The organism is Enterococcus sp. DIV1726a (assembly GCF_051710985.1).
In the GTDB taxonomy this organism is placed as follows: domain Bacteria; phylum Bacillota; class Bacilli; order Lactobacillales; family Enterococcaceae; genus Enterococcus_B; species Enterococcus_B hirae.
The window spans coordinates 2,097,334-2,123,715 of sequence record NZ_JBIOLS010000001.1 but is presented as its reverse complement, the minus strand read 5'-3'; the positions used below and the strand labels follow the sequence as shown (position 1 = coordinate 2,123,715).

Below are 26,382 nucleotides of genomic sequence, written 5' to 3'. Positions count from 1 at the left end.
AGTAGTGAAAGAAAAAAACGAAGTTGTGACAGGACAGCAAAGACCAATGAGTCAATGCGAAATGTGACAACTTCTTTTAGTGAAAGTTAGGGTGATAACGTGAATAATCGAATCCTAGAAACATTAGAATTTGAAAAAGTGAAACAGCTTGTTCGTCAGTTTGTGGTAACTGCGCAAGGAACAGAAGAACTCGCAAAGTTAGTGCCGATCAACCAACAAGAGAAATTAACAGATTGGTTAGCAGAAACAGAAGATGGCTTAAAAGTTCAAAGGTTACGTGGGGGAATCCCTATTCCTAAGTTAGAAAACATTCGACCTCATATGAAACGAATTGAGATCGGTGCTGATTTAAATGGACTCGAATTAGCGCAAGTTGCGCGTGTTTTATCGACTACAAGTGAATTAAAACGATTCTTTGCTGATTTAGCAGATAGCGAAATTGAATTTTTACGTCTTTATTTCTGGGCAGAACAATTGGTGACGATCCCCGAATTGAATCGACGTTTAAAAGAGTCGATCGATGAAGATGGGCGAGTAACAGATGATGCTTCCCCTGAATTAAAAATCATTCGTCAAAATATTCGTCGAAGTGAACAAACGGTAAGAGAACAACTAGATGGCATTGTTCGGGGGAAAAACGCCAAATACTTAAGTGATACGATCATTACCATGCGAAATGATCGCTATGTGATTCCTGTCAAGCAAGAATACCGGGGTGTCTTTGGTGGGGTAGTCCATGATCAAAGTGCTTCTGGGCAAACATTATTCGTTGAACCAAAACAGATCGTTGAATTAAATAATCGCTTGAGACAGTATCAAATTGCAGAGCGTAATGAGATCCAACGTATTTTAAGTGAACTTTCTGCTGAACTGGTTCCTCATCGACATGAAATCATTCATAACGCATACGTGATCGGTAAACTAGATTTGATGAACGCCAAAGCACGTTTTGGGAAAGAACTGAAAGCCATCGTTCCTGCAATCAGTGTAGAAAATCATGTCATTTTAAAACAAGCAAGACATCCGTTGATTGATCAAGAAAAAGTGGTGGCTAATGATATCAGTATTGGGAAAGAGTACCAAGCGATCGTGATTACTGGTCCAAATACTGGAGGAAAGACGATCACTTTAAAAACTTTAGGATTGTTACAATTGATGGGGCAATCGGGTTTACCGATCCCTGTAGATGAAGAAAGTCAAATCGGTATTTTTGAGGAAGTATTTGCTGACATTGGTGATGAACAATCCATCGAGCAAAGTCTCTCAACATTTTCTTCCCATATGACAAACACCGTTGATATCTTAGCACATGTGAATGAAAAAAGTTTAGTCTTGTTTGATGAATTAGGTGCAGGAACAGATCCCCAAGAAGGGGCAGCTTTAGCGATTGCTATTTTAGACGATCTTGGGAAAAAATCGGCTTATGTGATGGCTACGACGCACTACCCAGAACTAAAAGTTTATGGATACAATCGGGCGAATACAATCAATGCAAGTATGGAATTTGACGTTGATACACTTAGTCCAACGTATCGTCTGTTGATTGGTGTACCAGGGCGAAGTAACGCATTTGAAATCTCTAGCCGCTTAGGATTAGATCAATCAGTCATCAATGAAGCCAAACAATTAATGAATGACGAAAGCCAAGATTTAAATGAAATGATCGCTGATTTAGAAAATCGACGAAAAATGGCTGAAACGGAGTATTTAGAAATGCGCCACTACGTTGATGAAGCACAAGAGTTATATGAAAACTTAAAAGAGGCGTATCGCTATTTCTTTGAAGAACGAGAAAAAGAAATCGAAAAAGCCAAGAAAAAAGCCAATGAATTAGTTTCTGAAGCACAAGAAAATGCGGAAAAAATCATTGCAGATATTCGTAAAATGCAACAACAAGTAGGACAAGGAAATGTAAAAGAGCACCAATTGATTGATGCGAAAACCAAATTGGCAAACTTACATCAAGAAGAACAACTGAAAAAAAATAAAGTGTTGAAAAAAGCCAAAGAACAAAAAACATTGAAACCAGGCGACGAAGTTTTAGTGACAACTTATGGTCAAAGAGGAACCTTGTTACGTAAAAACGGGGAGCAATGGCAAGTGGAAATCGGGATTTTAAAAATGAATGTTTCTGAAAGTGAATTAACGCCCGTTGCACCACAAAAGGAACCAAAACAGCGGGTCATTCATGCTGTACGTTCTGAATCAGCTAGTCACGTGTCGAACCAACTAGATCTTCGTGGCAAACGCTATGAAGAAGCGTTGAGTGAGGTTGACCAATACCTTGATTCAGCGATCCTTGCTGGCTATCCCCAAGTAACGATCGTACATGGAAAAGGGACCGGAGCTTTGCGTCAAGGAATCACCGACTACTTGAAAAATCATCGAAGTGTCAAAAGTTTTGAATTTGCTACTGCTAACCAAGGCGGTAATGGGGCGACGATCGTTAAATTTAAATAAAACTTACTAAATGTAAGCAGAAGGCTCGTCTCGAATCAAGAAAGGTGCTATAATGACTCTAGACTAAAAAATGGAGGTCTTTGATATGTCACAAGTAGTTACAGATACGACATTTAACGAAGAAACAGATAAAGGCTTAGTATTAATCGACTTTTGGGCAACTTGGTGTGGACCTTGTCGCATGCAAGCACCAATTTTAGATCAGCTGTCAGAAGAATACGATGAAGATGAATTCCGAATCGTAAAAATGGATGTAGATGAAAACCCACAAACGCCTCAACAATTTGGGATTATGAGTATTCCAACATTATTGTTGAAAAAAGATGGGCAAGTCGTTGAAAAAGCGGTTGGTGTACATTCGAAAGAGCAATTACGTCAAATGATCGATCAATATTTATAAACATCTGGAATGTTACTGAGATATCAATCAATGGATTGATATCTCGGTTTTTTTGTCCTTAGCACAAATTTCAGTAAAACCTTTCTCTAGTTTATCTAAACCCTCAAACAATTCTAGGAAACAAATGAGCCGATTACGATTCTTTTTGACAGACATGTTATAATTAATTCAATGAAATTTGAAAGGAAGTATTTCATGAACGAACGTATCAAAAATAAATTAGCCTTACTTCCTGATCAACCTGGCTGCTACTTGATGAAAGATAAAAATGGCACCATCATCTATGTTGGGAAAGCAAAGATTCTCAAAAATAGAGTCCGTTCCTACTTTACAGGTAGTCATAATACCAAAACCGAACGATTAGTTAGTGAGATCGAAGACTTTGAATATATCGTTACAGAATCCAATATCGAAGCTTTACTTTTAGAAATCAATTTGATCAAGAAAAATGATCCTAAATACAATATCATGTTGAAAGATGATAAAACGTATCCTTTTTTGAAAATCACAAACGAAAAGTACCCACGCTTAGTCATTACACGTAAAGTGTTAAAAGACAAAGCAGTTTATTTTGGACCATATCCAGATGTTGGCGCAGCCAACGAGACCAAAAAAATCCTTGATCGGTTGTTTCCGTTACGCAAGTGTAAACCTAGCCAAACGAAAGAACCGTGTTTGTATTATCACTTAGGACAATGCCTTTGTCCTTATTATTTTGATGTTGATCCACAAGTTTACACGAAAATCGTTGATGAAGTTAAAAGCTTTTTAAATGGTGGCTATGAAAAAGTTGAATCAGAAATCCACAAAAAAATGGTCCAAGCTGCTGAAAAGATGGAATTTGAAAAAGCGGCAGAATACCGCGATCAGATACGAGCCATTGAAACGATTATGACTCGTCAAAAAATGACCAATACAGATCTGGTGGATCGAGATGTTTTTGGTTATGCCATTGACAAAGGCTGGATGTGTGTCCAAGTATTCTTTGTCAGACAGGGGAAATTGATTGAACGGGATGTTTCGATGTTTCCTTTTTATAATGAAGCAGAAGAGGATTTTCTGACTTATATCGGGCAGTTTTATCAAGAAAATGAACATTTTATTCCTAAAGAAGTCTTGATTCCTAACACGATCGATCAACCGAGTGTGGAGGCATTGTTGTCCACAAAAGTTTTACAACCCAAACGTGGTGAAAAGAAAAAATTAGTAGAACTTGCGAATAAAAATGCTACGGTTGCATTGAATGAACGATTTGATTTGATTGCTAGAAAGCAAGAACGAACGATTGGGGCAGTGGAACGTTTAGGGAATGCCATGAATATTCCTACACCTGTTCGGATTGAATCCTTCGATAATTCGAATATCATGGGAACCAATCCAGTAGCGGCAATGGTGGTATTCATCGATGGAAAGCCAGCAAAAAAAGAATACCGCAAATATAAAATCAAAACGGTCACAGGACCAGATGATTATGCTTCGATGCGAGAAGTGATCTATCGAAGATATTCTCGTGTCATTCGAGAAGGTCTCCCTTTGCCTGATTTGATTTTGATCGATGGTGGGAAAGGGCAAGTGGATGTCGCCAAAGATGTTTTAGAAAATCAACTTGGGATCGACATACCAGTGGCTGGTATGGCTAAAAATGATAAGCATAAAACGAATGAACTCCTTTTTGGAAATGAACTTTCGGTGGTTCCATTGGAAAGAAATTCGCCTGAGTTCTTTTTACTTCAACGGGTCCAAGATGAGGTCCATCGGTTTGCGATCACATTCCATAGACAACTACGAAGTAAAAATAGTTTTGCTTCTAAGCTGGATGAAATTGAAGGATTAGGACCGAAAAGAAAAAAATTACTTCTAAAAGAATTTAAATCGTTGAAAAATGTTACGGCAGCGACGATGGAAGAACTCCAACAAATTGGGCTACCAAAAAATGTTGCTCAAAATGTTTTTGATAAATTGCATGAGAACTAGCATAGGACACTTTACAAACCACGTAAAGTGTCCTATGATTTTTTGTATAACAAATGATGTAGAATTCGTTTTAGTTCGACGAGGCGGGAAGCGCTATGATGACTATTGGAAATGATTATAGCCAACCTAGACTGAATAAATGTCAAAATGGTCGTTGTTTCAATGAAAAAGTGGGAAAGAATGGTTTTCTTTTTAAACTATTCATTTTTCAATAGACTTTGGACCTTTAATTGATAAAGAATCTCTGGACTATTTCATTTTTTGCATTTGTATGCGATTTAAGTTGTCTGAACTATCTGAATATGGTAGAAGAAATGGAGACGAAGGAGTGATACGATGTTAGAAGTGAAAGATTTGGTTAAGACGTTTGGAGACTATACCGCTGTTGATCATGTGTCTTTTCAAATACCTGATGGAAAGATTATGGGGCTGATCGGACAAAACGGGGCAGGAAAAACCACAACTTTTCGATTGATCTTAGATTTTTTGACACAGGATCAAGGGGAAGTTTTATGGAATGGACAACCTTTGGGAGAAAAAGACTATGACATTATTGGCTATCTTCCTGAAGAACGTGGGTTGTATCCGAAAGTAACGATTCAAGAGCAATTGTTGTATTTTGCTGAATTGAGAGGCAAAAAAAGAAAAGAGATCGAACCAAAAATCGATTTTTGGATGGAAAAGTTCCAAGTAAAAGGAAAGAAAACCGATAAAGTAAAATCATTGTCTAAAGGAAATCAACAAAAAGTTCAATTGATTGCTACGTTGATCCATGAACCTAAATTGATCATATTGGATGAGCCGTTTAGTGGGCTTGACCCAGTCAATGCAGAATTGCTGAAAGACGGGATCATTGAGTTAAAAGAACATGGCTCATGTGTTATTTTCTCCAGTCACAATATGGATAATGTTGAAAAAATCTGTGATCATTTAATTATGTTACGTAATGGAAAAATGGTGTTAAGCGGGAAAGTCCATGAAATCAGAAATTCTTTTGGACGTACAAAGTTATTCTTAGAATCTGGCTTGTCCCAGCAGGAAGTTGCAATGATCGAAGGGGTCGAAAAAGTCGTCACTCATGAAGATCAAACGCTTGAAATCACTTTAAACGATCCTGATGTAGGAAAAGAAATCTTTACCCGAGCAACACAATTTGGCTATATTCCAATGTTCAATCAACAACCGCCTACCTTAGAAGAGATATTCAAAATGAAAGCAGGTGAGATTGATGCGTAAATTTTGGATCATTACAAAAGATGTCTATTTAAAAAATGTCAAATCCATCTCTTTCTTGATTATGATCTTAGTGCCATTCATTATGATAGGAATCGTTTATTTAGCAGGCAATTTTGCTCAGCAAAACAGTGAGATCAATAAAATTGGTGTATTGTCCGAAAATCAACAAGTAACGCAACAGCTTGAACAAGTAAAAACCGATGAGTTCAGCTTTCAAGCGGTTGATTCGCAAACACAAGCTCAAAAAGAATTAGCCGATGAAAAAATTGATGCCTATTTAGTCGTCACGGTCGAAAACGATCAGCTAAAAGGTCAACTTTACAGTGAAAATTCGTTAGGACAAAGTACACAATTGTTGATCCAACAGCAATTAACTGGGTTGCAATCACTATTGCGAGCTAGCCAACTGGGACTTTCTCCTGAAGAAGTAGCTAGTCTTAGTCAACCAGCAAGTTTGACTAGACAAAAAGTAAGTTTTGATAGTAATAACAAAATGAAAGTTGGAGAAGATAATTCTGGCGTACAATATGCGATTAGTTATGCAGCAACCATTATCTTATTTATCATTATCCTGACTTATTCACAAATCATCGCGCAAGAAATTGCTTCTGAAAAGGGAACTCGAATCATGGAAGTCATTTTATCAAGTACGACAGCTCAAAAACATTTTTATGGTAAATTGACTGGTGTCTTGTTAGTTGCTTTAACGCAGATGGCTCTATACGGTGTGATCTTGACTGTGGGATTCCAACAATTTAAACATATGGATTTTGTAAAAAGTATCATAGAGAATATTTCACTAGATAAGATCATCGGACCATTTTTATGGTACGCATTGTTGTTTATGTTCTTTGGTATCTTGATCTTCTCCGTTTTAGCGGCTTTATGTGGATCATTAGTCAACAAAGCAGAAGATACAGCAAAAGCGATTTTACCAGTTACTTATCTTTCTTTAGGTGGCTATATGCTTGGGTTGATCTTAGGCGCATCTGATCCAAACAATATCGTGATTCGGATCACGTCCTATATTCCGTTCCTTTCTTCTTATATTATGCCGATTCGATTGGCGAATGAGACAGTTGGAATGACTAGTGTATTGATTTCACTTGTAGTGTTAATCATTGTCACATTCCTGCTAATGTTCTTCTCAGCGAATATGTATAAATCAAATGTTCTTGTTTATAGTGAAGGTGGCTTATGGAGTTCATTGAAACAGTCACTTTCAATTATGAGAAATGAACGTAAGAAATCCTAACCGACTGACTATTAAAAGCAGTATCGGCACAACAAAATGGTAAATGAAAAACTAAATGCTGGCGTTATTTCGGTTGATCTACGAAATAACGCCAGCATTTTTTAGGATATTCTAAAGGAAAAAAATCGTTGCCCAATCACTTAAGGACTAAAATTCTTGAACAAAAAAATCAAATAATCCTTGGTCAGTGGGATTGCTTGAATGTGTCAGCTCTGGATGCCATTGTACACCAAACAATCGAACATCCTTATCGAGACTTTCAATCCCTTCCACTAGACCATCAGGTGAAAAGGCTGTGGCTTTTAATGAAGGTGCCAGCTCTTTCAACGCCTGATGATGATAAGAGTTTACCAAATAAGTATCAGGTAGTAGCTGATGTAATAGAGTGTCGGGTAAAATCTCTACTTCATGAGTAGCAAATTGTGGGGCGGTTGGATGCTGTTCATGTTTGACTGACCACTTAGGATAAGTGGTTAAATCTTGATACAAACTGCCCCCAAGCACGACATTTAAGAGTTGCATTCCACGACAAACAGCAAAAATTGGTTTGTTTTGTTTGAGTGCCTCGCTGATAAGTGCTGCTTCAAAGAGATCTCTTTGAAGGTTGGTTTCTAAAAGTTTTGGATGGGGAGGTTCATGATACAGTTGTGGGGAAATATCCTGTCCACCGGCTAAGATCAGTTTATCGATTTGGTCAATATAAGCAGAAGCAGTCTTAGGGGATGAGATCGGTAAAACGATCGGTAAACCATTCGCCTGCTGCACAGCATTGACAAAGCCTTGGGGAGTATAGGTTACTTGATTTCCTTGAAAAGTATCTGTCGCTCGGATCAACTGATTTCCAGCAATTCCAATAATGGGTAACATAAACATTCCTCCAAATCGTCTATTCGTTCTATTCTATCAAGAATAAAAAAAATTTAAAACTATTTGAAATAGATCTAGTTTGGGAATACATATGAAGAAAAAATTTTTTTCATGAGAATTTCTTATAAAAAAACAGAGTTACCGAGGAAAAATATGGTGTTCTTATTGAATTTTTTCGTCATTTTGGTACAATAGAATTAAATCACGAATAAAATGGTTGGGCATAATGCTTCAAGGATCGCGTTCTTCAAGGGGTGAGAAGAACATATTGAAGGGCTCAGCATCATTAGTCAACTAAAGGGCACATACTTTCAATGTAACGAGAGCATGTGTCCTTTTTTAATCGAAAGGGGGAAGTGATTGTGACAGAAATGGCACGAATTTTGACAAGAATCAAAGAAGCAGAAGAGAATAATCAGAAAAAAGAAGAGCAGGTCAAAGCTGAACTTGCTCAATATGAACAATTAAAAAATAACGAATTAATCGATTTGAATAAAGAATTCCAAGAACGATTAACCAAGCTAATGAAAGAAAAAAGAAAAAATGAAGAGGAAGTAACTGAAGACGAACAGCACAAACTGGAATTGATTTTAGAACAATTTCGTCAAAAAGTTCTTGAAATAGAAAAAACATATTTAGAAAAAGAAGAAGAGGAAATAGCGAAGAAAAAGAACTTAACGAATGAGATCATTGAAAGGATGAAACAAAAAAATGGCTGTCACTAAAATGGAAAAAGTGACTCTCATTTCAGATAAGAAAAATCGTGAAATCTTGTTGCAAGCAGTTCAAGGACTCCATGCAGTAGAAATCCGTGATCTGTTCCAAGAATCTGAAAACAATCAATGGGTAGAGACGTTTTTTCCTGAACCAGAGATGATCGATAAGGACAAGGAACTTGCGAAATTATCCTATAAATTAACGGATATTCGTACAGCTATCCAATTTATCGAACATCATGGCGAAAAAAGTCAGAAAAAACAACACTTAAAAAGGCGTGAACTTTCGTTAGACACCTTGGAAAAAAATTATTCAGAAGAAGCTTTTTCGAAAAAGCTGGAAGAAGTCTTACTTTTGAAAGAAGAATGGGAGCAACTGGTAGACGAACGCCAACAATTGGAAGACCAAGAGAATTGGTTGCTCAATTGGCAAAATCTGGATTTGGCGCCTAAAGCATTTGATAGTCAAATGACCAAGCTAGTCATTGGGACGGTCAATGCTAAAAATGCTGAATCTTTTAAAGCTGAAGTTGCTGAGATAAACGAAGCCTATTTAGAAGAAATCAACTCTTCACCAACAACGACTTACTTTGCCTACATTGTTTTACGAGCTGACGAGTCACGCATGGAAGAAATCGCCAGTCGTTATGGATTTGTTAAAGAAGACTATCTGTATGAGGGGACACCACAGCAACAGTTAGTTGCTGCAAAACAAAGTTTACAGGAAATCAAGGACCAACAAAAGAAACTCTCTTCAGCCATTGGAGCTTGTAGTGGGTATATCAAAGATTTCGAATGGACGGAAGAAATCTTCTTGGCTCGCTCTGAACGAGAAGCAATCAAGGACCGGATCATTCATACTCCTTATCTGATTCTGATTCAAGGCTGGGTGGATCATGAAGAAAAACAAGAATTGATCCACATGCTACAAAATGTCTTAGCAAGTGAAGAAGTCTATTTGACCTTTGACGAGCCAACGGACAATGAAATTGCTGAAGAAGTACCGACCAAACTAAAAAATCACCCGATCGTCGCTCCTTTTGAGATGTTAACGGAGATGTATAGTTTACCAAAGTATGAAGAAGTTGATCCAACGCCGTGGATGATGCCGTTTTACCTCGTCTTTTTTGGCATGATGGTGGCGGATATCGGGTATGGGTTACTGATGTTTTTAGGGGCATTTTTACTCCAAAAATTAGTGGTATTGCCACGGGGAATGCAACGTTTTGCAAAATTCTTTGAGATTCTAGCGATCCCTTCGATCATCTGGGGATTTATCTACAGCTCATTTTTTGGGGCGGCATTGCCTAAAGAAATTTTTGGTATTCATTTACCATTTCCGATTTTGTCTACTACAGATGATGTCAACACGATCTTGATTTTATCCGTAATTTTTGGGTTGATCCAAATATTAGTCGGACTATTTATTGCTGCTAAGGAACATATCAAACGAAAAGCATATGTCGATGCCGTGAATGATGGGTTTGCTTGGCAAGGGATCTTGCTTGGTATCATTCTGATTTTATTGGGAACGATGATCCTTAAAAACAACGCCTTTGTTTATTTAGGCGGTGCATTAGCTGTTCTTTCAGCCGTATGTATTTTGATCATTCCTGTTTTCCAATCTTCATCAAAAGCCAAGGGGATCGCCAAAGGTGCGTATAATTTATATGGTCTAACTGGCTATATCGGAGACTTAGTCAGCTATACACGACTAATGGCACTGGGAATCTCTGGAGGAAGTATTGCCGCAGCTTTCAACATGTTAGTTGCTTTTATGCCTCCAGCTGCTCGTTTTAGTGTCGGAATTTTATTGATCATTGTCCTACAGGCTTTGAATATGTTCTTAACACTTTTGAGTGCCTATGTACATGGCGCAAGATTACAATATGTAGAATTTTTTGGAAAGTTTTACACTGGAGGAGGGCGTTCCTTCAAACCACTAAAAACGGTGGAGAAATACGTCAACATCAATCATAAGAAAAAATAGAAATATTGGAGGAATTTGATACAATGATGGATTATTTGATTACTCAAAATGGTGGAATGGTATTTGCAGTATTAGCGATGGCAACAGCAACGATTTTTTCAGGAATCGGGTCTGCTAAAGGCGTTGGAATGACTGGGGAAGCGGCAGCAGCATTGACGACCAGTCAACCAGAAAAATTCGGACAAGCGTTAATTTTACAATTACTTCCAGGTACCCAAGGCTTATACGGTTTCGTTATCGCCTTCTTGATTTTTATCAACTTAGGCAGTGATATGTCTGTCGTTCAAGGATTGAACTTCTTAGGGGCTTCCTTACCGATTGCCTTTACTGGTTTATTCTCAGGGATCGCTCAAGGGAAGGTTGCAGCAGCTGGTATTCAAATTCTAGCGAAAAAACCTGAGCATGCAACGAAAGGGATCATTTTTGCTGCGATGGTTGAAACATATGCCATCTTAGGTTTCGTTATTTCTTTCTTACTGGTCTTAAATGCGTAATAGCCTAGCTTATAAGGAGGAATGACGGTGGATGCGATTGATAAAATCATCACTCAAATAAATGAAACAGCACAACTCGAACGTGCATCATTCGAAGAAATGAAGCGCAAAGAAATCGATCAAAAATTTGAAGTGAAAAAGTGGCAGATCGAAGCAGATTTTCAGAAAGAAAAAGCAAGTAAACTGGAAGAAATTGAACGAAGTTATCGCCAGTTGAGAAACAAGCAAAAAATGCAAGTGAAACAAGAAATCTTAAATGTGAAACAAGAAGTTTTACAGCGTTTATTCACGGAAGCAACGCTTCAGTTAGAAAATGAACCAAAAGAAGAACAACTTGCATTGATGAAGCAAATGATCCAAACATTACCGATCAATGGCACAGCTCGCTTGATCCCAGGAGAAAAATCAGCGGATATCTTAACACCTGCGGTCATCGCTGAATGGAATGAAGAACTTCCTTTTGAATTAATCCGGGAAGACTTTACTGAAAAAGCACAAGCAGGGTTGATCATTGATGATGCTGGTATCCAATATAACTTTTTGTTTAGTCACTTGATCAAGGAAATTCAAGAGACGATGAGTGCTGAAATTGCCAAAGAATTATTTGACTAAGGAGGGATTGTTAAATGGAGTATCATGAATTAAATCCCTTGATACGTGGTAGAGAATTAGAGTTGATTTCAAAAGACACGTTTGAGCAAATGATCCAAACCGATTCGATCGATTCACTTGGAGAAATCTTACAATCCACGATCTATCAGCCGTATATCTATGACGGCTTTGACAAGGATTTTGAAGCCAATCTCTCTCTGGAACGCAGCAAATTATTCCAGTGGTTGAAAGAATCTGCACCAGAACCGGAAATCGTTTGGATCTATACGATGCGTTACACTTTCCATAATTTGAAAGTATTGACAAAGGCTGAGATCACAGGGCAAAACCTTGATCACCTTTACATCCATGATGGATTTTATTCGCTGGAAGTGTTGAAAGATGCGATTCACACGCAAGTGTCGGTGGAATTGCCAGACAGTCTCATGGATTATATTCGAGAAGTTCATGAATACTGCGAAGAATCGACTATTTTACAAGGGATCGATGTGATTTATGACCGTTGTTTTCTAACCGAGCAACGTCGCTTAGGGGAACAGCTTGGTTACCCTGAACTATTAGAAGAGATCATTGCTTTTATCGATTTAACGAATATCACCACGACAGCAAGAGGGATCTTGCAGCATCGTTCTGCAGGTTTTATGACAACAGTTATTTCAAGTTCAGGAAGTATTCCGAAAGACACATTGCTTTCCTTTGTTCGTGGGGAAATGGCATCTTTTACTCAGTTTTTACTGACAACAGATTACAGTGAGCTATTAAAGCAAGTCATCCATGAAGAACAGATTGATTTAGTCAGTTTGGAACAATTGAAAGATGATTATTTAAGTTCTTTTTATCAAGTAGCACAGACACAAGCGTTTGGCCCGTTACCACTACTAGCTTTTTTGAACGCAAAAGAAGTCGAAAGTAAAAATCTGCGCCTTTTGATCATTGGCAAACGAAATTACTTTTCACTGGAACAACTAAAAGAAAGGATGAGACAGGTCTATGACTTATAAAATCGGAGTAGTAGGTGACAAGGATTCTGTCTCGCCTTTTCGATTATTTGGCTTTGATGTACAGCATGGTACGACAAAGACTGAAATAAGAGAAACAATCGATGAGATGGCTAAGAATGAATATGGTGTGATCTATATCACCGAACAATGTGCAAATCTGGTCCCTGAAACGATTGAGCGCTATAAAGGACAATTGACACCTGCGATCATTTTGATTCCTAGTCATCAAGGAACCCTTGGTATCGGTTTAGAAGAGATCCAAAATAGTGTGGAAAAAGCTGTTGGACAAAATATTTTATAATAGGAAAAGGAGATAGTCATTTGCAAATTGGAAAAATCATAAAAGTCTCCGGTCCTCTCGTTATGGCAGAAAATATGTCAGAAGCAAGTATTCAAGACATGTGTTTAGTGGGAGATTTAGGAGTCATCGGCGAAATCATTGAGATGCGTCAAGATGTGGCGTCTATTCAAGTATATGAAGAAACTTCAGGAATTGGTCCCGGAGAACCTGTTCGTTCAACTGGGGAAGCACTATCTGTTGAGCTAGGACCAGGAATCATTTCACAAATGTTTGACGGGATTCAAAGACCACTGGATACATTTATGGAAGTGACTCAAAGTAACTTCTTAGGACGTGGGGTCCAATTACCAGCTTTAGATCATGAGAAACAATGGTGGTTTGAAGCGACAATCGAAGAAGGAACAGAAGTAAGTGCTGGAGACATCATTGGGTACGTGGATGAAACGAAGATCATTCAGCACAAAATCATGGTCCCTAATGGTATCAAAGGAACTGTACAAAAAATTGAATCTGGATCATTTACGATCGATGATCCGATTTGTGTGATCGAAACGGAACAAGGCTTAAAAGAGCTGACGATGATGCAAAAATGGCCAGTACGTCGTGGTCGACCAATCAAACAAAAATTAAATCCAGATGTACCGATGATCACCGGTCAAAGGGTCATTGACACGTTTTTCCCAGTAACTAAAGGAGGAGCGGCAGCCGTTCCAGGTCCGTTTGGTGCAGGGAAGACAGTTGTGCAACACCAGATTGCTAAGTGGTCGGACGTAGATCTAGTGGTTTACGTTGGTTGTGGGGAACGAGGAAATGAAATGACGGATGTCGTCAATGAATTTCCTGAACTGATCGATCCAAATACGGGCGAGTCTTTGATGGAACGAACTGTGTTGATCGCTAATACATCGAACATGCCAGTAGCTGCTCGAGAAGCTTCTATTTATACGGGAATCACGATTGCCGAGTACTTCCGTGACATGGGGTATGATGTAGCAATCATGGCAGATTCCACTTCTCGTTGGGCAGAAGCACTGCGTGAAATGAGCGGACGTTTAGAAGAAATGCCTGGTGATGAAGGTTATCCCGCTTATCTGGGCTCTCGTCTAGCTGAATACTATGAACGTTCAGGACGTGTCATTGCTCTAGGCTCTGACCAACGTGAGGGCAGTATCACTGCCATCAGTGCGGTTTCTCCTTCTGGTGGAGATATCTCTGAACCAGTGACTCAAAATACCTTACGAGTGGTGAAGGTTTTCTGGGGATTAGATTCTAGTCTTGCTCAAAAAAGACATTTTCCATCGATTAACTGGATCCAAAGTTACTCATTATATTCAACAGAAGTTGGCAGATATATGGATCAAATCTTACAACAGGATTGGTCTGATATGGTAACTGAAGGCATGCGGATCTTGCAAGAAGAAGAACAATTAAATGAAATCGTGCGCTTGGTAGGGATCGATTCGCTTTCTGATAACGATCGCTTGACCCTTGAAGTAGCAAAATCGATTCGAGAAGACTATTTACAACAAAATGCTTTTGATGATGTAGATACGTTTACTTCAAGAGAAAAACAATTCAACATGTTGAAAGTTATTTTGACTTTTGGGAAAGAGGCACGAAAAGCCTTATCGCTGGGAGCGTACTTCAATGAAATCATGGAAGGTACGGTAGCGGTCAGAGAACGCATTAGTCGGAGCAAGTATATTCCAGAAGAAGAGTTAGCCAAAATTAGTAGTATAAATGAAGAAATCAAAGAAACGATCCAATTGATTGTTTCAGAAGGAGGGATGACCGATGATTAAAGAATATCGTACAATCAAAGAAGTGGTCGGCCCTTTGATGGCAGTCGAAAAAGTTTCGGGAGTCAAATATGAAGAATTGATTGAAGTTCGGATGCAAAACGGCGAGATTCGTCGTGGACAAGTACTAGAAGTCCAAGAAGACAAAGCGATGGTTCAGATCTTTGAAGGAACCAGTGGAATCAATCTAAAAAATTCTTCCGTACGTTTTTTAGGACACCCTTTACAATTAGGGGTATCAGAAGACATGATCGGTCGGGTTTTTGATGGTCTTGGTCGACCAAAAGACAATGGACCTGAAATCTTGCCAGAAAAATATTTAGATATCAATGGCGAAGTAATCAATCCAATTGCCAGAGATTATCCCGATGAATTTATCCAAACAGGGATTTCAGCAATCGATCATTTGAATACATTAGTCCGTGGGCAAAAATTGCCGGTTTTTTCTGGCTCAGGTTTACCACACAAAGAGTTGGCTGCCCAAATTGCTCGCCAAGCAACTGTTTTGGATTCTTCCGATGATTTTGCTGTGGTTTTTGCTGCTATCGGTATTACTTTTGAAGAAGCCGAGTTTTTTATGGAAGATTTTAGACAAACAGGTGCGATTGACCGCTCCGTTATGTTTATGAATTTAGCTAATGATCCAGCAATCGAACGAATCGCCACACCAAGAATGGCATTGACGGCCGCTGAATATTTAGCTTATGAAAAAGGCATGCACGTCTTAGTCATCATGACCGATATGACCAACTATGCAGAAGCGCTCAGAGAAATTTCGGCCGCACGTCGAGAAGTTCCTGGTCGTCGTGGTTATCCAGGCTATCTTTACACAAACTTAGCCACCTTATTTGAACGGGCTGGACGGATTAGAGGATTGAAAGGTTCTGTAACTCAAATTCCGATTTTGACGATGCCAGAAGATGATAAGACTCATCCGATTCCCGATTTGACGGGTTATATTACAGAAGGTCAGATCATTTTAACGAGAGAGCTTTATAAGAGTGGGATTCAACCACCGATCGATGTCTTGCCTTCTCTTTCACGGTTGAAGGACAAAGGAACAGGTGCCGGTAAAACGAGAGAAGACCACGCAGCAACGATGAACCAATTGTTTGCCGCCTATGCGCAAGGAAAACAAGCGAAGGAATTAGCTGTCGTTTTAGGTGAATCTGCCTTGTCAGATATTGATAAAATCTATGCAAAATTTGCGGAACGATTTGAAAACGAATATGTCAACCAAGGATTTTACACCAATCGGACGATCACAGAAACGCTTGACTTAGGTTGGGAACTGTTGGCGATGCTTCCAAGAACCGAGTTAAAACGAATCAAGGATGATTTACTGGATAAGTATTTGCCAGAAGGGAAGTGAGTTCCTTATGCGATTAAACGTCAATCCTACGAGAATGGAGCTAACTCGTTTAAAGAAACAATTAACGACAGCGACAAGGGGACACAAACTTTTAAAGGATAAACAAGATGAATTGATGCGTCAATTTATTTTACTGATCCGTAAAAATAATGAGTTACGCCAAGCAATAGAAAAAGAAACCCAAACAGCAATGAAAGATTTTGTCTTAGCAAAGTCAACAGTCGAAGAAGCCTTCATTGACGAACTTTTAGCATTACCAGCGGAAAACGTCTCACTTTCTGTAGTTGAGAAAAATATTATGAGTGTCAAAGTTCCCCTCATGAATTTTCAATACGATGAAACATTGAATGAGACACCATTAGAGTATGGCTATCTTCATTCTAATGCAGAGTTGGATCGTTCGATCGATGGTTTTACGCAGCTCTTACCAAAGCTTTTGAAGCTGGCAGAAGTTGAAAAAACATGTCAACTCATGGCTGAAGAGATCGAGAAAACCAGAAGAAGGGTCAATGCGTTGGAATATATGACGATTCCTCAATTGGAAGAAACGATTTATTATATTAAAATGAAGCTGGAAGAAAACGAACGAGCAGAAGTAACTCGCCTGATCAAAGTGAAAAATATGGGAACAGAAGAGTAAGGCTGATGCAATTCAGCATTCTAATGGCTTTTTTCATGATCAGAACAAATCGAATTTAGCGTAAGAAGAAAAAGTAGTAATTTATTTTTCTTCTTGCGCTCGTTTGCTTATAATGGAAAGAGGTCGTGAAAAGCATGGTCTGCTTCAAGAATTAAGAACTAAAAATTGAAAATAGCTTTTCATATTTTTGATTTTTTGAGCTTAATTCCGCAGAAGTAATGCTTTGAACACCGTGAGTAAGGTCGTGAAAACATCGGGAGCTCCGATGACAATAAGAAATAATTTTTTGAAACAGCTTCTCATGTTTTGAAAAATTCAGGCTTATTGCCGAGTAATTGCTTCACGCCAATGATTCATTTTGTACCTATTTATGATCGCAGAACAAAATGTCGTTCTGAGATCTTTGATAAAAATTAAGCATAAGGAATGACTATCATGAAAAAAAGAGTAAGAAAACGATTATCACCTGTCCAGCTAATTGCTGCTGGTTTTTTTATCTTGATCCTGTTTGGAGGTAGCTTACTGACGTTACCATTTTTTAGCCGCAGCGGAGAAAGCACCCATTTTATTGATGCCTTATTCACTGCAACCTCAGCTGTTTGTGTGACTGGTTTGACGACACTGAATACTGCGGAGCATTGGAATAGTGCAGGACAGTTTTTGATCATGACCTTGATTGAAATCGGTGGGTTAGGCTTTATGATGATCCCGATCCTCTTTTTTGCTATTGCGAAGAAAAAAATCAGTTTTAGTATGCGGATTGTGCTAAAGGAAGCCTTAAACCTTGAAGAGATGTCGGGTGTAATTAAGTTAATGATCTATATCTTAAAATTTGCGGTGGTGATCCAAGTAATCGGGGCGGTTGCTTTGAGTGTAGTTTTTATTCCTGAATTGGGTTGGGCTAAAGGAATCTGGTTTAGTATCTTTCATGCCGTTTCTAGTTTTTGTAATGCAGGATTTGATTTATTAGGAGACAGTTTACTCGCGGATCAAACAAATGTTTACCTGATCATGGTCGTTTCAGCGTTGATCATTGCAGGTGGATTAGGTTTTATTGTCTGGCGTGATATTCTAAGTTATCATCGGGTCAAAAAAATCACACTACATTCAAAAGTCGCCTTATCTGTAACTGCACTCTTATTAATTGGTGGATTTATTTTATTTCTCATCACTGAAAGAAATGGACTGACTTTAGTTAAAGGTACGTTTACAGAAAGATTAGCGAATACATTTTTTATGAGTGTGACACCAAGAACAGCAGGCTATTACTCTATTGATTATTTACAGATGAGTCATGCAGGATTGATTTTAACGATGTTTTTGATGTACATCGGAGGAACTTCTGGTTCGACAGCTGGAGGACTGAAAACTACGACATTAGGAATTTTATTGATCCAAATGCATGCTATGTTCAAAGGAAAGACACGAGCAGAAGCCTTCGGTCGAACCATTCGCCAAGCAGCCGTGCTACGTGCATTGACTCTTTTCTTTGTAACTCTCTCTTTATGTGTTGTTGCGATCATGGTCCTATCGGTGACGGAGACGATTCCTAAAACGTCAGGAATCGAATATATTGCGTTTGAAGTCTTTTCCGCTTTTGGGACAGTTGGATTGACGATGGGGTTGACCCCGGATTTGACATTGATCGGAAAACTAGTCATTATTTCTTTGATGTATATCGGTCGAGTAGGAATCATGACAGTCGTTTTTTCACTACTAGTAAAAGCGAACAGGGCAGAAGCCAATTACAAATACCCAGAAGAAAGCATCATGCTTGGGTAGTTGTGAAGGTATCGGGGAGTTCTGATGATAATAAAAAAGAAACGCTCAAAACAAGAGAAGCTGTTTTGAGCGTTTTTTTCACAACCTTATCCCCGAATAACTTCGATTTTATATCCGTCAGGGTCAACAACGAAATAATAAGAAGGAGCTGTTCCTGGAAGTCCTTTTAGGTCTGTCACATTGAATCCTTCTGCTTGGTGTTTTTCGTGAAGTGCTTCTAAATCATCCGCAGCAATAGCAATGTGTCCATAGCCATTCCCTAGATCATAGCCTTCATGATCATAGTTATAAGTTAATTCTAGTTCGTAGTCATCTCCTGGTAAAGTTAAATAAACAAGGGTGAATTTGTTTTCTGGAAAATCACGGCGACGACTTTCTTCAAAGCCAAACGCTTTTTGGTAAAATTCTAATGAAGCGTCAAGATCTTTCACTCGAACGCAAGTATGAGCCATTTTCATAAATAACTACTTCCTTTCCTTTTTTTTCATCATAACAAAAAAAGAAAGAGCAATAGAAGATTTGCGCTTGTTTATGAGAAAACTCTCATGTAAAATAAAAAGTAAATAAGCTTAAGGTGGACAAAATGATGGATAAACCAGTATTTGGTGAAAAAGAAGCAGGGGTCCAGTATTCCCCACGATATGCTGCCTATATCATCGTGGAAGAAAAGAACAAACTAGCTATGATTGAAGCTCCAAATGGTGCTTATTTTTTACCTGGTGGAGAGATCGAAGCGATGGAAACAAAAGAAGCAGCTCTTAAGAGAGAACTCCTTGAGGAAATGGGGATCGTCGCAGAAATTGCGACTTATCTAGGGGAAGCGGATGAGTATTTTTATTCCAATTACCGTCAGACCTATTACTATAACCCAGGCTACTTTTATGTGGCAAACGGCTGGCAACAAGTGGCAGAACCAACTGAAAAGACGAATACCATTTGGTGGGTCACACCACAAGAAGCCATTGAAAAATTAAAACGAGGTAGCCACAAGTGGGCGGTTGAAAAATGGTTATTGAACAATTAAAACAATTAAATCAAGAAAAATCCAAAACCAGCGTACAGTCAGTGACGAACTGGTTTTGGATTTTTATTTAGTAGCAAGTGTTATTTTTATTATGATAAAACATACGTTTTGATCGCTTCTGCCACGCCATGTTCTTCATTTGTTTTAGTGACCACGTTGGCAGCTTCTTTAACTAGCGGAACTGCATTTCCCATCGCAACGCCTAAGCCAGCATATTCAATCATCGATAAGTCATTTTCGTTGTCACCAATCGCCATGATCTCATCCTGATCGATTCCAAGATGTTGCGCTAAGTTCGCAACGGCTGCGCCTTTACTTGCTTCTTTGTTTAATACTTCAAAGTAATAAGGCGCACTTTTCACTGTCGTGTATTTTTCACGGAATGTTTGTGGTAAACGAGCAATCGCAGCATCTAAGATATCAGGTTCGTCGATCATCATCATTTTAACCAAATTGATATCTGGTGTCATTTCTTCAGGTGTGCGATATTTCAACGGCATATGAACTAAGCTGGCTTCATGGATCGTATACGCACTGATATCACGATTAGAGGTGTAAATCGCCTGATCATCAATGGAGTGTAGATGACTGCCAACTCGACGAGCCATCACTTCGATTTCTAAATAATCTTCATGTGTCAAACCATGACGTGCGATGATTTTTCCTGATTTTGTTTGTTGGACAAGTGCGCCATTGTAGGTGATCACGTAGTCATTTTCTTGGAATAAATCGAGTTCATTCAACTGTTCCTGGACACCAGGCAACGGTCTGCCGGTACACAAGACGATGGCTACTCCTTTAGCGACAGCCTGAGCAATCGCTTCTTTGACGTCTGCTGTAATTTCTCTTTTCTCATTTAATAAGGTTCCATCGATGTCGATGGCGACTAACTTGATAGACATAATTTCCTCCAGTGATCGTGTGTTTTAGTTTGTTTGGGTAATCAGTGAACCATTGCGGATATGGCTGGCAAATTCTTGATAGGTTTCGTCAAATAGATCATAGTGATTTCTTAAAGACGGATCAACCATTTCTTTTGGAAAGAAAAATCGTTCATCTCCTTGTTCTTGTCCAGCAAGAGCAGCCACAAGTTGGCTCACCTCTGATAATTCTACCAAAGTTCCATCATTTCGCAAGATTTCGATTTGTGTTCGATGGCGTCCTTCTTCGGGGCGATAAAAATCATAAGGCAAATCATAACTGGAATTGATGGCAGTATAGTAGACAGGATTGTAGCCAACTTTTTCCACAAGAGCAGTCATTTCCTTGATCAAGGAAGAAGAGCGATCCCCAGAAAAAGTCGCCGATTTTAACGGTTTACGGTATAAGAAACGTTTAGCTAAATCACTTAAGATTGGATCAGAAAATTCCGTCCATTGGGTAAAATAAGTTCCTAAAACGCCATCGTCTAATTTTAAATACTCATCCAGTGTAAAGTTTTCGTCAAGAAACGGTAAGAGTAGTTGAGAATGGGATTCAAACACATTGGGATCTTCTCGATACAACTCATGCGCCCGATGTAACAAGTGTTCTAAAATTACTTCCATGCCACGAGACACAGGGTGGAAATAAACTTGAACGTACATTTGATAGCGGCTCACAATATAATCTTCGACTGCGTGCATCCCATTCATCGAAAAGGCGATCCCGCCTTTATAGGGACGAATGACACGTAAAATTCGGGTTAAATCAAACGTACCGTATTCTGTCCCAGTGTAATAGGCATCTCGCAACAAGTAATCCATTCGATCAGCATCGATCTGACTCGAAATCATTTGGACGACTTGGGGATTAGGATATGTTTTTTGGATCACACTGGCGACTTTTTCTGGAAATCCTTCTTCCACACGATTCAAAATTTGATAAACTTCCGTTTCGGGAGAAGTAATGATCTCTACAGTGATCGCTTCATGATTCGTATGGAAAATATGCTCAAATGTATGGGAATAAGGACCATGACCAACATCGTGAAGCAATGCTGCGCACAACGTAACCAAACGTTCTCGATCATCCCAACCGTCAGCGCCAATTTTTTCTTGAGGGAAATTGCGGGAAAAGATATCACAGATCCGTCTTGAGATTTCATAGACCCCTAATGAATGAGTGAACCGACTATGTTCAGCGCCGTGAAAAGTAAAGGAAGAAGTGCCTAACTGTTTGATACGGCGCAATCGTTGGACTTCTTTTGAATTGATCAGGTCTAAAATGACTTGGTGTTGGACATGGATATAGTTATGGACCGGGTCACGAAAGACCTTTTCGATCGGTAATAATTGATATTTATAAGGAATAGTCATCAGCAAGCTCCTTTAATTTATTTCGTTCTTCCATTCGATTGATTTGATCCGTCCACTGTTCAGAAGTGACATGTGCCTCTTTCCAACATAGCGCATCAACGGAACGACTCTCTCCATAGAGTTGTGTGAGTGCCAATTGGAATTGTTGTTTTACATCCTCAATAGTTAAAGGCGTTTCAAGTAAATCAGCTAAGGTTGCCATACTTTCAGGAACGACCGCCGGGTAACCATTCGTGCCGAAATCCTCTTTCAGCGCTTCTTGATAGAATCGTTTCATCGCTTGACCTCTGGTTTGTTGTGCGCCATTGACACTAACATACATCATCACAGAAATCCCATTTTTTATGCGACGTTGGGCGATCCCCGCAAACTTTTTACCGTTGATACTCAGGTCATACGTACCAGGACAATAAGAATGGGTCACTTCAAAAGCTTCGATTGATACGGTTGGAAAAGCCAGACGAGTCAATGTGAGCATTTTTTCATAGGCAGCATCAATCGATATCTTCTCCTGTTCGTTTTGAGGGAAAATCAATGAGAGATTTAAAACCCCTTGATCAGAAATGATCCCTAATCCACCAGCGTTACGAACGATTGGCTGATAGCCTGCTTTTCTTAGCTCCTGAATGCCTTCATGGAAGTAGGACGTTCGAGTATCTTTCATTCCTAAGATCACCGTTTGTTCATATTGCCAAAAATGGAGAAAGTTTTGGTTGTTTTTTTTTGAATACTCGGTTAAGATATCCGTCAGAGCAAAAGGGGTAAAATCATTTTTTTGATAAATTTTTTGATCCAAAATAATTGTTGGATTCATTACATTCGCTCCTTTATATAATTAATCATCGATTGATATTCCAATGATTCACGTTTGTCATCGTTTCATGGGAGTTTCTCTCATTATTATACTATACTCTAACATACTCTAAAAAAAGAATTTATTGAGTCTGGGACAAAACTTGGCTCAGTCTCTTCTGGTAGCTCTAAAAACGAATAAACGGTGTTCAAGCATCAGCTCCTTGAAATAAGCCTGAATTTTTCAAAATATGAGAAGCTATTTTAAAAAATTCTTTCTTATTGTCATCGGAGCTCCCCGATGCTTTCACAACCTCTTCGATGACGAGTTGTTTGACAAATAGACGAAAACTAGGAACAATGTACCTATATGAAGTAAAGGAGAAGGTAAAATGGCACAATCGCAAGGAACACCCATTTCAATCAAATTACGGACGAAAGTCATGCAAAACGGGGAGCATCAAGACTTTTTCTTTGATCTGAAAGGTCAAATGGTCAAAATTGGGGATACGTTATACATACGATACCAGGAAATTCAGGAAAATACAGCAGAAGAAATCCCTGTAACGATCAAATTGATGCCCGATGGACAGGTTCAACTGATTCGTGCGGGAGAAACACGGATGCGACTAAAATTCGGGTATCGTGAACGTTTGGAAACAACGTATCGGACACCTTATGGCATGCTTCAAATTGAAACGTACACCAAAGAATTACATGTTAGTCTGAAAGACCGACCAACCGCTGGGAAAGTAATGATTGAATACGACTTGCTAATGGGACCAGAAAAATTAGGGGAATATTATTTAACTTTAGATTTTACTGCTTAAATCGCAAAGAAACGTTTGATTTTTTACGTATGATTTTGTATGATAAGGAGTAGACTGTGAAAGGACGTGTCCTGATTGGAAATTAGTGTATTTGAAGGTGCAAACAAAAACGAATTATCAATGATCGAAGTAGCACATGCGATCTTAGAACAACGTGGCGATGTGATGGATTTTTCTGATTTAGCCAACCAAATCCAAACCTATCTTGGAAAATCAGACAGTGAGATTCGTGATTCACTGGCACAATTTTATACTGACTTAAATATTGATGGTAGCTTTATTTCATTAGGTGACAATCGTTGGGGCTTACGTTCATGGTATGCGATCGATTCGATCGATGAAGAAGTAAACCATGGAATTGACGAAGAAGATGAAGATACACCTCGTCGACGCAAACGTAAAAAAGTCAATGCCTTTATCAACGATGATGAAGATGCGATCGATTATAATGATGATGACCCAGAAGATACTGACTTGTCTGACGAAGATGACGATGATCTTTTTGAAGATGATGATGACGATGATGAAGAAATCGCTGCTTATAACTCTGACTTGCAAGAAATCGGTGCAGACGACACAAGTGACGATGAAGAAGAATTACCAGGCAACATCGAAGAAGATCTAAGCATCATTGAAGATGACGATGAAGACGAAGACTACGAGGACGAAGAGTTTACCGAAGAATAGACTTTCGGCTTCATAGCTGCAGATCCCCCAATAAGGGATCTGCAGTTTTTTTGTATTGATTTTTTACATAAATTAAAAAATAATTGAAACTTTTTGGTTTGTTTGATCGTCATAGTAAGTGAGAGGGAAAGGAGATGGGTCCGATTTTTAATCGTTACAAGAAAAAGAAGCAAATCGAAAAATCAAAGAATTTATTAAGTGAATTGATCCAAGAGGAATATGAGAAAATGTTTCGGATCACAATGAATTATGTTCATAACAAAGAAGAAGCATTAGACGTGATGCAAGACAGTTTTCATAAAGCGTTAGCTGCTATTGAACAAGGGAAAGAGATTGAACGATTTTCAGCTTGGTTTTATCGTATTTTGATACGAACAGCTATCGATGCTTGGCGTAAGCAAAAACGAAATCAATCGGAAACATTGGAAGAAGAAACGATTCAACTCGCTCATACAATGGACGATTCATTGACTGATTTACATGGAATCATTGAAGGAATTGATAGCCCTGAAAAGGAAATTTTGATTTTACATTTTTTTGAAGGCTTTCGTTTAAAAGAAATTGCAGAGATTCTTGATTTGAATGAAAACACCGTCAAAACCAAAATGTATCGTACGTTAAATCAGCTAAGAAAAATCTTACAGTAAAAATCACAATAAAGGAGAGAAAGACGATGTATTCAGCTCAGAAAGAACTAGAACAACTGAAACAAGTCTATCAACAACAAGAAATCCCTCATGGTATCAAAAATGAGATGATCAAGCGCTACTCACTGGAAGAACAAAGGTTTAACCAGCGAGTGAAACGAAAAAAACAAGTGAAAGGACTTATTCTATCTTTTGCTATTATTGCGATGATGTTCAGCAGTGTTTTTTTTAACAATCAAATTCGTAGTTTTGCTGAAGATTTACCCTTGATTGGCCCAGTCGTGAAATTAATTTTAGGGAAAACACTGTCTGATGAAGCAATCGAGATCCGAGTGCCGCAAATCAGTACAAAAGATAAAGAAAATAGTCAGACGATTGCTGGACTGAACAAAAAGTACTTTCGTGAAGGACAAGAAAACTTTGAAAAAGCAAAAGTACAGTACCAAGACTTTAAAACAAATCATTTTCAAGTTACGGGAGATTATCAGAAACTGTTGGATGATCCGCGTTTTTTAGTGATTGAACGAAAGATGACACAAACTGCCGCAGACAGCTATACGGAAAAGCGTTATGATACGATTGATAAAAAAAGCGGAGTAGTCTTATCTTTACCACTTTTATTCAAAGATGATCAGTATCTTTCCGTTTTGACAAATGAAGTCAAAGAGCAAATGCAAAAAAATAGCAAAGAAAACCCTGATCAGTATTATTGGACAGATGATGATTTTAAAGATGGACTAATCAAAAAAACGCCATTAGTTACTAAAGATACCAAGTTTTATATTAATAGGAACCACGAATTAGTCTTAGTTTACGATCAATTTTCGATCGCACCTGGCTATATGGGCACACCAACCTTTGTGATACCTAAAGAAGTGACACGTTCACTTTTAGCTTCTCCAGATTACTTAAATGAGTAAGCTCAACCTAAAAAATAAATAACTGATCCTTTGCGCTATCATAAGAGTTGATTTGATTTTGGAAAAATACTTCAAATAGTTCAATTATACATGGTTATAATATATACAAAATGTCTAGGACAGCCATTGTTGGATAAATAGCTGTTTAAGAGAGATTGAGACAAAAGTATTTCGCATCAAGAAATAAGAAGGAATTTCCGAAAATTGACAAGAAACGCAAACACTGGTTTTTGCTGTTGATTGTTACCTACTTGGTGCTTCACAAATTTTTGGTCAATTTCGACAA

25 protein-coding genes and 1 other annotated feature are annotated in these 26,382 nt (G+C 38.5%); of the genes, 20 read left to right on the top strand and 5 right to left on the bottom strand.

Features of this window, described 5'->3' with window-relative positions; genetic code table 11:
* The first annotated feature begins 99 nt into the window (after positions 1 to 99).
* The 5 genes from IGJ27_RS09625 (at position 100) to IGJ27_RS09605 (ending at position 7,325) form a co-directional block, all read left to right on the top strand.
* Entirely contained in the window at positions 100 to 2,460 is a 2,361-nt protein-coding gene (locus IGJ27_RS09625; protein WP_178305773.1) for an endonuclease MutS2, read from the top strand.
* 85 nt (positions 2,461 to 2,545) lie between these two features.
* Positions 2,546 to 2,860 (top strand): thioredoxin, encoded by a 315-nt coding sequence (gene trxA / locus IGJ27_RS09620; protein WP_010718648.1) that lies wholly within the window; start codon positions 2,546 to 2,548, stop codon positions 2,858 to 2,860.
* Between the two features lie 195 nt (positions 2,861 to 3,055).
* The gene (uvrC, locus tag IGJ27_RS09615; protein ID WP_126343429.1) at positions 3,056 to 4,834 is read left to right on the top strand and encodes an excinuclease ABC subunit UvrC; all 1,779 of its coding nucleotides are present in this window, start codon (positions 3,056 to 3,058) and stop codon (positions 4,832 to 4,834) included.
* 336 nt (positions 4,835 to 5,170) lie between these two features.
* A complete protein-coding gene (locus tag IGJ27_RS09610; protein ID WP_010718646.1) occupies positions 5,171 to 6,070 on the top strand; it encodes an ABC transporter ATP-binding protein in 900 nt (299 codons plus the stop codon).
* The gene (locus IGJ27_RS09605; RefSeq protein ID WP_010738019.1) at positions 6,063 to 7,325 is read left to right on the top strand and encodes an ABC transporter permease; all 1,263 of its coding nucleotides are present in this window, start codon (positions 6,063 to 6,065) and stop codon (positions 7,323 to 7,325) included. Before IGJ27_RS09610 ends, IGJ27_RS09605 begins: the two co-directional genes overlap by 8 nt.
* 147 nt (positions 7,326 to 7,472) lie before the next feature.
* Here the strand turns inward: IGJ27_RS09605 and IGJ27_RS09600 are convergent, their stop codons facing one another.
* Positions 7,473 to 8,192, bottom strand: coding sequence for a gamma-glutamyl-gamma-aminobutyrate hydrolase family protein (locus tag IGJ27_RS09600; RefSeq protein ID WP_010718644.1), 720 nt, complete (start codon positions 8,190 to 8,192; stop codon positions 7,473 to 7,475).
* A gap of 215 nt (positions 8,193 to 8,407) precedes the next feature.
* Positions 8,408 to 8,456: a sequence feature (sodium ion sensor (DUF1646 type); this cis-regulatory element may regulate processes involved in with the transportation of sodium ions), on the top strand.
* A gap of 107 nt (positions 8,457 to 8,563) precedes the next feature.
* Between IGJ27_RS09600 and IGJ27_RS09595 the strand changes: the two genes are divergently transcribed.
* From IGJ27_RS09595 to IGJ27_RS09550, 10 genes are all read left to right on the top strand, one after another.
* Complete coding sequence (locus IGJ27_RS09595) at positions 8,564 to 8,917, top strand: ATPase V (RefSeq protein WP_192924300.1); 354 nt, start codon at positions 8,564 to 8,566, stop codon at positions 8,915 to 8,917.
* Positions 8,904 to 10,898 (top strand): V-type ATP synthase subunit I, encoded by a 1,995-nt coding sequence (locus IGJ27_RS09590; RefSeq protein WP_034699091.1) that lies wholly within the window; start codon positions 8,904 to 8,906, stop codon positions 10,896 to 10,898. Before IGJ27_RS09595 ends, IGJ27_RS09590 begins: the two co-directional genes overlap by 14 nt.
* A 23-nt stretch (positions 10,899 to 10,921) precedes the next feature.
* Positions 10,922 to 11,392, top strand: coding sequence for a V-type ATP synthase subunit K (locus IGJ27_RS09585; RefSeq protein WP_010738015.1), 471 nt, complete (start codon positions 10,922 to 10,924; stop codon positions 11,390 to 11,392).
* A gap of 27 nt (positions 11,393 to 11,419) precedes the next feature.
* The gene (gene ntpE / locus IGJ27_RS09580; protein ID WP_063627423.1) at positions 11,420 to 12,004 is read left to right on the top strand and encodes a V-type sodium ATPase subunit E; all 585 of its coding nucleotides are present in this window, start codon (positions 11,420 to 11,422) and stop codon (positions 12,002 to 12,004) included.
* 14 nt (positions 12,005 to 12,018) lie between these two features.
* Positions 12,019 to 13,005 carry a V-type ATPase subunit gene (locus IGJ27_RS09575; RefSeq protein ID WP_178305774.1) on the top strand — a complete coding sequence of 329 codons (987 nt, stop codon included), beginning with the start codon at positions 12,019 to 12,021 and terminating at the stop codon, positions 13,003 to 13,005.
* Entirely contained in the window at positions 12,995 to 13,306 is a 312-nt protein-coding gene (locus IGJ27_RS09570; RefSeq protein ID WP_178305775.1) for a V-type ATP synthase subunit F, read from the top strand. The genes IGJ27_RS09575 and IGJ27_RS09570 overlap by 11 nt, the downstream gene beginning before the upstream one ends.
* A gap of 20 nt (positions 13,307 to 13,326) precedes the next feature.
* Positions 13,327 to 15,108: a V-type ATP synthase subunit A gene (locus tag IGJ27_RS09565; RefSeq protein WP_010718637.1), complete on the top strand. Its 1,782-nt coding sequence runs from the start codon at positions 13,327 to 13,329 to the stop codon at positions 15,106 to 15,108.
* The gene (locus IGJ27_RS09560; protein WP_010718636.1) at positions 15,101 to 16,477 is read left to right on the top strand and encodes a V-type ATP synthase subunit B; all 1,377 of its coding nucleotides are present in this window, start codon (positions 15,101 to 15,103) and stop codon (positions 16,475 to 16,477) included. The genes IGJ27_RS09565 and IGJ27_RS09560 overlap by 8 nt, the downstream gene beginning before the upstream one ends.
* Positions 16,478 to 16,484: 7 nt before the next feature.
* Positions 16,485 to 17,117 carry a V-type ATP synthase subunit D gene (locus IGJ27_RS09555; RefSeq protein ID WP_080292479.1) on the top strand — a complete coding sequence of 211 codons (633 nt, stop codon included), beginning with the start codon at positions 16,485 to 16,487 and terminating at the stop codon, positions 17,115 to 17,117.
* A gap of 435 nt (positions 17,118 to 17,552) precedes the next feature.
* Complete coding sequence (locus tag IGJ27_RS09550) at positions 17,553 to 18,899, top strand: TrkH family potassium uptake protein (RefSeq protein ID WP_053765709.1); 1,347 nt, start codon at positions 17,553 to 17,555, stop codon at positions 18,897 to 18,899.
* A gap of 86 nt (positions 18,900 to 18,985) precedes the next feature.
* On the opposite strand, the gene gloA is transcribed toward IGJ27_RS09550, so the two are convergent.
* Positions 18,986 to 19,357, bottom strand: coding sequence for a lactoylglutathione lyase (gene gloA, locus IGJ27_RS09545; protein WP_010718633.1), 372 nt, complete (start codon positions 19,355 to 19,357; stop codon positions 18,986 to 18,988).
* Between the two features lie 128 nt (positions 19,358 to 19,485).
* Between gloA and IGJ27_RS09540 the strand changes: the two genes are divergently transcribed.
* Positions 19,486 to 19,923, top strand: coding sequence for an NUDIX hydrolase (locus tag IGJ27_RS09540; protein ID WP_178305776.1), 438 nt, complete (start codon positions 19,486 to 19,488; stop codon positions 19,921 to 19,923).
* 89 nt (positions 19,924 to 20,012) lie between these two features.
* Here IGJ27_RS09540 and yidA read toward each other — a convergent pair whose 3' ends face one another.
* The 3 genes from yidA to IGJ27_RS09525 are packed head-to-tail and all read right to left on the bottom strand — an operon-like array spanning position 20,013 to position 23,034.
* Entirely contained in the window at positions 20,013 to 20,825 is an 813-nt protein-coding gene (gene yidA / locus IGJ27_RS09535; RefSeq protein ID WP_010718630.1) for a sugar-phosphatase, read from the bottom strand.
* Positions 20,826 to 20,849: 24 nt separating this feature from the next.
* Entirely contained in the window at positions 20,850 to 22,220 is a 1,371-nt protein-coding gene (locus tag IGJ27_RS09530) for an HD domain-containing protein (protein WP_053765708.1), read from the bottom strand.
* Positions 22,204 to 23,034, bottom strand: a complete 831-nt coding sequence (locus IGJ27_RS09525; protein WP_178305777.1) for a lipoate--protein ligase family protein — start codon at positions 23,032 to 23,034, stop codon at positions 22,204 to 22,206. The genes IGJ27_RS09530 and IGJ27_RS09525 overlap by 17 nt, the downstream gene beginning before the upstream one ends.
* A 370-nt stretch (positions 23,035 to 23,404) precedes the next feature.
* On the opposite strand from IGJ27_RS09525, the gene IGJ27_RS09520 reads away from it, so the two are divergent.
* The 4 genes from IGJ27_RS09520 (at position 23,405) to IGJ27_RS09505 (ending at position 26,096) form a co-directional block, all read left to right on the top strand.
* The gene (locus IGJ27_RS09520) at positions 23,405 to 23,842 is read left to right on the top strand and encodes a DUF1934 domain-containing protein (protein ID WP_010718627.1); all 438 of its coding nucleotides are present in this window, start codon (positions 23,405 to 23,407) and stop codon (positions 23,840 to 23,842) included.
* Positions 23,843 to 23,917: 75 nt separating this feature from the next.
* Complete coding sequence (gene rpoE / locus IGJ27_RS09515; RefSeq protein ID WP_010718626.1) at positions 23,918 to 24,529, top strand: DNA-directed RNA polymerase subunit delta; 612 nt, start codon at positions 23,918 to 23,920, stop codon at positions 24,527 to 24,529.
* A 134-nt stretch (positions 24,530 to 24,663) separates the two neighbouring features.
* Entirely contained in the window at positions 24,664 to 25,176 is a 513-nt protein-coding gene (locus IGJ27_RS09510; RefSeq protein ID WP_034699109.1) for an RNA polymerase sigma factor, read from the top strand.
* Between the two features lie 26 nt (positions 25,177 to 25,202).
* A complete protein-coding gene (locus IGJ27_RS09505; protein WP_178305778.1) occupies positions 25,203 to 26,096 on the top strand; it encodes an RsiV family protein in 894 nt (297 codons plus the stop codon).
* Positions 26,097 to 26,382 lie beyond the last annotated feature (286 nt).

Bases quoted from the DNA above. Each gene is read 5' to 3' on its own strand.
- IGJ27_RS09570 (WP_178305775.1), top strand. From the start codon at position 12,995: ATGACTTATAAAATCGGAGTAGTAGGTGACAAGGATTCTGTCTCGCCT.
- IGJ27_RS09505 (WP_178305778.1), top strand. From the start codon at position 25,203: ATGTATTCAGCTCAGAAAGAACTAGAACAACTGAAACAAGTCTATCAA.
- IGJ27_RS09525 (WP_178305777.1), bottom strand. From the start codon at position 23,034: ATGAATCCAACAATTATTTTGGATCAAAAAATTTATCAAAAAAATGAT.
- IGJ27_RS09590 (WP_034699091.1), top strand. From the start codon at position 8,904: ATGGCTGTCACTAAAATGGAAAAAGTGACTCTCATTTCAGATAAGAAA.
- IGJ27_RS09540 (WP_178305776.1), top strand. From the start codon at position 19,486: ATGGATAAACCAGTATTTGGTGAAAAAGAAGCAGGGGTCCAGTATTCC.
- IGJ27_RS09600 (WP_010718644.1), bottom strand. From the start codon at position 8,192: ATGTTACCCATTATTGGAATTGCTGGAAATCAGTTGATCCGAGCGACA.
- IGJ27_RS09550 (WP_053765709.1), top strand. From the start codon at position 17,553: ATGAAAAAAAGAGTAAGAAAACGATTATCACCTGTCCAGCTAATTGCT.
- yidA (WP_010718630.1), bottom strand. From the start codon at position 20,825: ATGTCTATCAAGTTAGTCGCCATCGACATCGATGGAACCTTATTAAAT.
- IGJ27_RS09530 (WP_053765708.1), bottom strand. From the start codon at position 22,220: ATGACTATTCCTTATAAATATCAATTATTACCGATCGAAAAGGTCTTT.
- IGJ27_RS09520 (WP_010718627.1), top strand. From the start codon at position 23,405: ATGGCACAATCGCAAGGAACACCCATTTCAATCAAATTACGGACGAAA.
- IGJ27_RS09595 (WP_192924300.1), top strand. From the start codon at position 8,564: ATGGCACGAATTTTGACAAGAATCAAAGAAGCAGAAGAGAATAATCAG.
- IGJ27_RS09560 (WP_010718636.1), top strand. From the start codon at position 15,101: ATGATTAAAGAATATCGTACAATCAAAGAAGTGGTCGGCCCTTTGATG.
- IGJ27_RS09605 (WP_010738019.1), top strand. From the start codon at position 6,063: ATGCGTAAATTTTGGATCATTACAAAAGATGTCTATTTAAAAAATGTC.
- IGJ27_RS09555 (WP_080292479.1), top strand. From the start codon at position 16,485: ATGCGATTAAACGTCAATCCTACGAGAATGGAGCTAACTCGTTTAAAG.
- trxA (WP_010718648.1), top strand. From the start codon at position 2,546: ATGTCACAAGTAGTTACAGATACGACATTTAACGAAGAAACAGATAAA.
- IGJ27_RS09610 (WP_010718646.1), top strand. From the start codon at position 5,171: ATGTTAGAAGTGAAAGATTTGGTTAAGACGTTTGGAGACTATACCGCT.
- IGJ27_RS09575 (WP_178305774.1), top strand. From the start codon at position 12,019: ATGGAGTATCATGAATTAAATCCCTTGATACGTGGTAGAGAATTAGAG.
- IGJ27_RS09585 (WP_010738015.1), top strand. From the start codon at position 10,922: ATGATGGATTATTTGATTACTCAAAATGGTGGAATGGTATTTGCAGTA.
- uvrC (WP_126343429.1), top strand. From the start codon at position 3,056: ATGAACGAACGTATCAAAAATAAATTAGCCTTACTTCCTGATCAACCT.
- IGJ27_RS09510 (WP_034699109.1), top strand. From the start codon at position 24,664: ATGGGTCCGATTTTTAATCGTTACAAGAAAAAGAAGCAAATCGAAAAA.
- gloA (WP_010718633.1), bottom strand. From the start codon at position 19,357: ATGAAAATGGCTCATACTTGCGTTCGAGTGAAAGATCTTGACGCTTCA.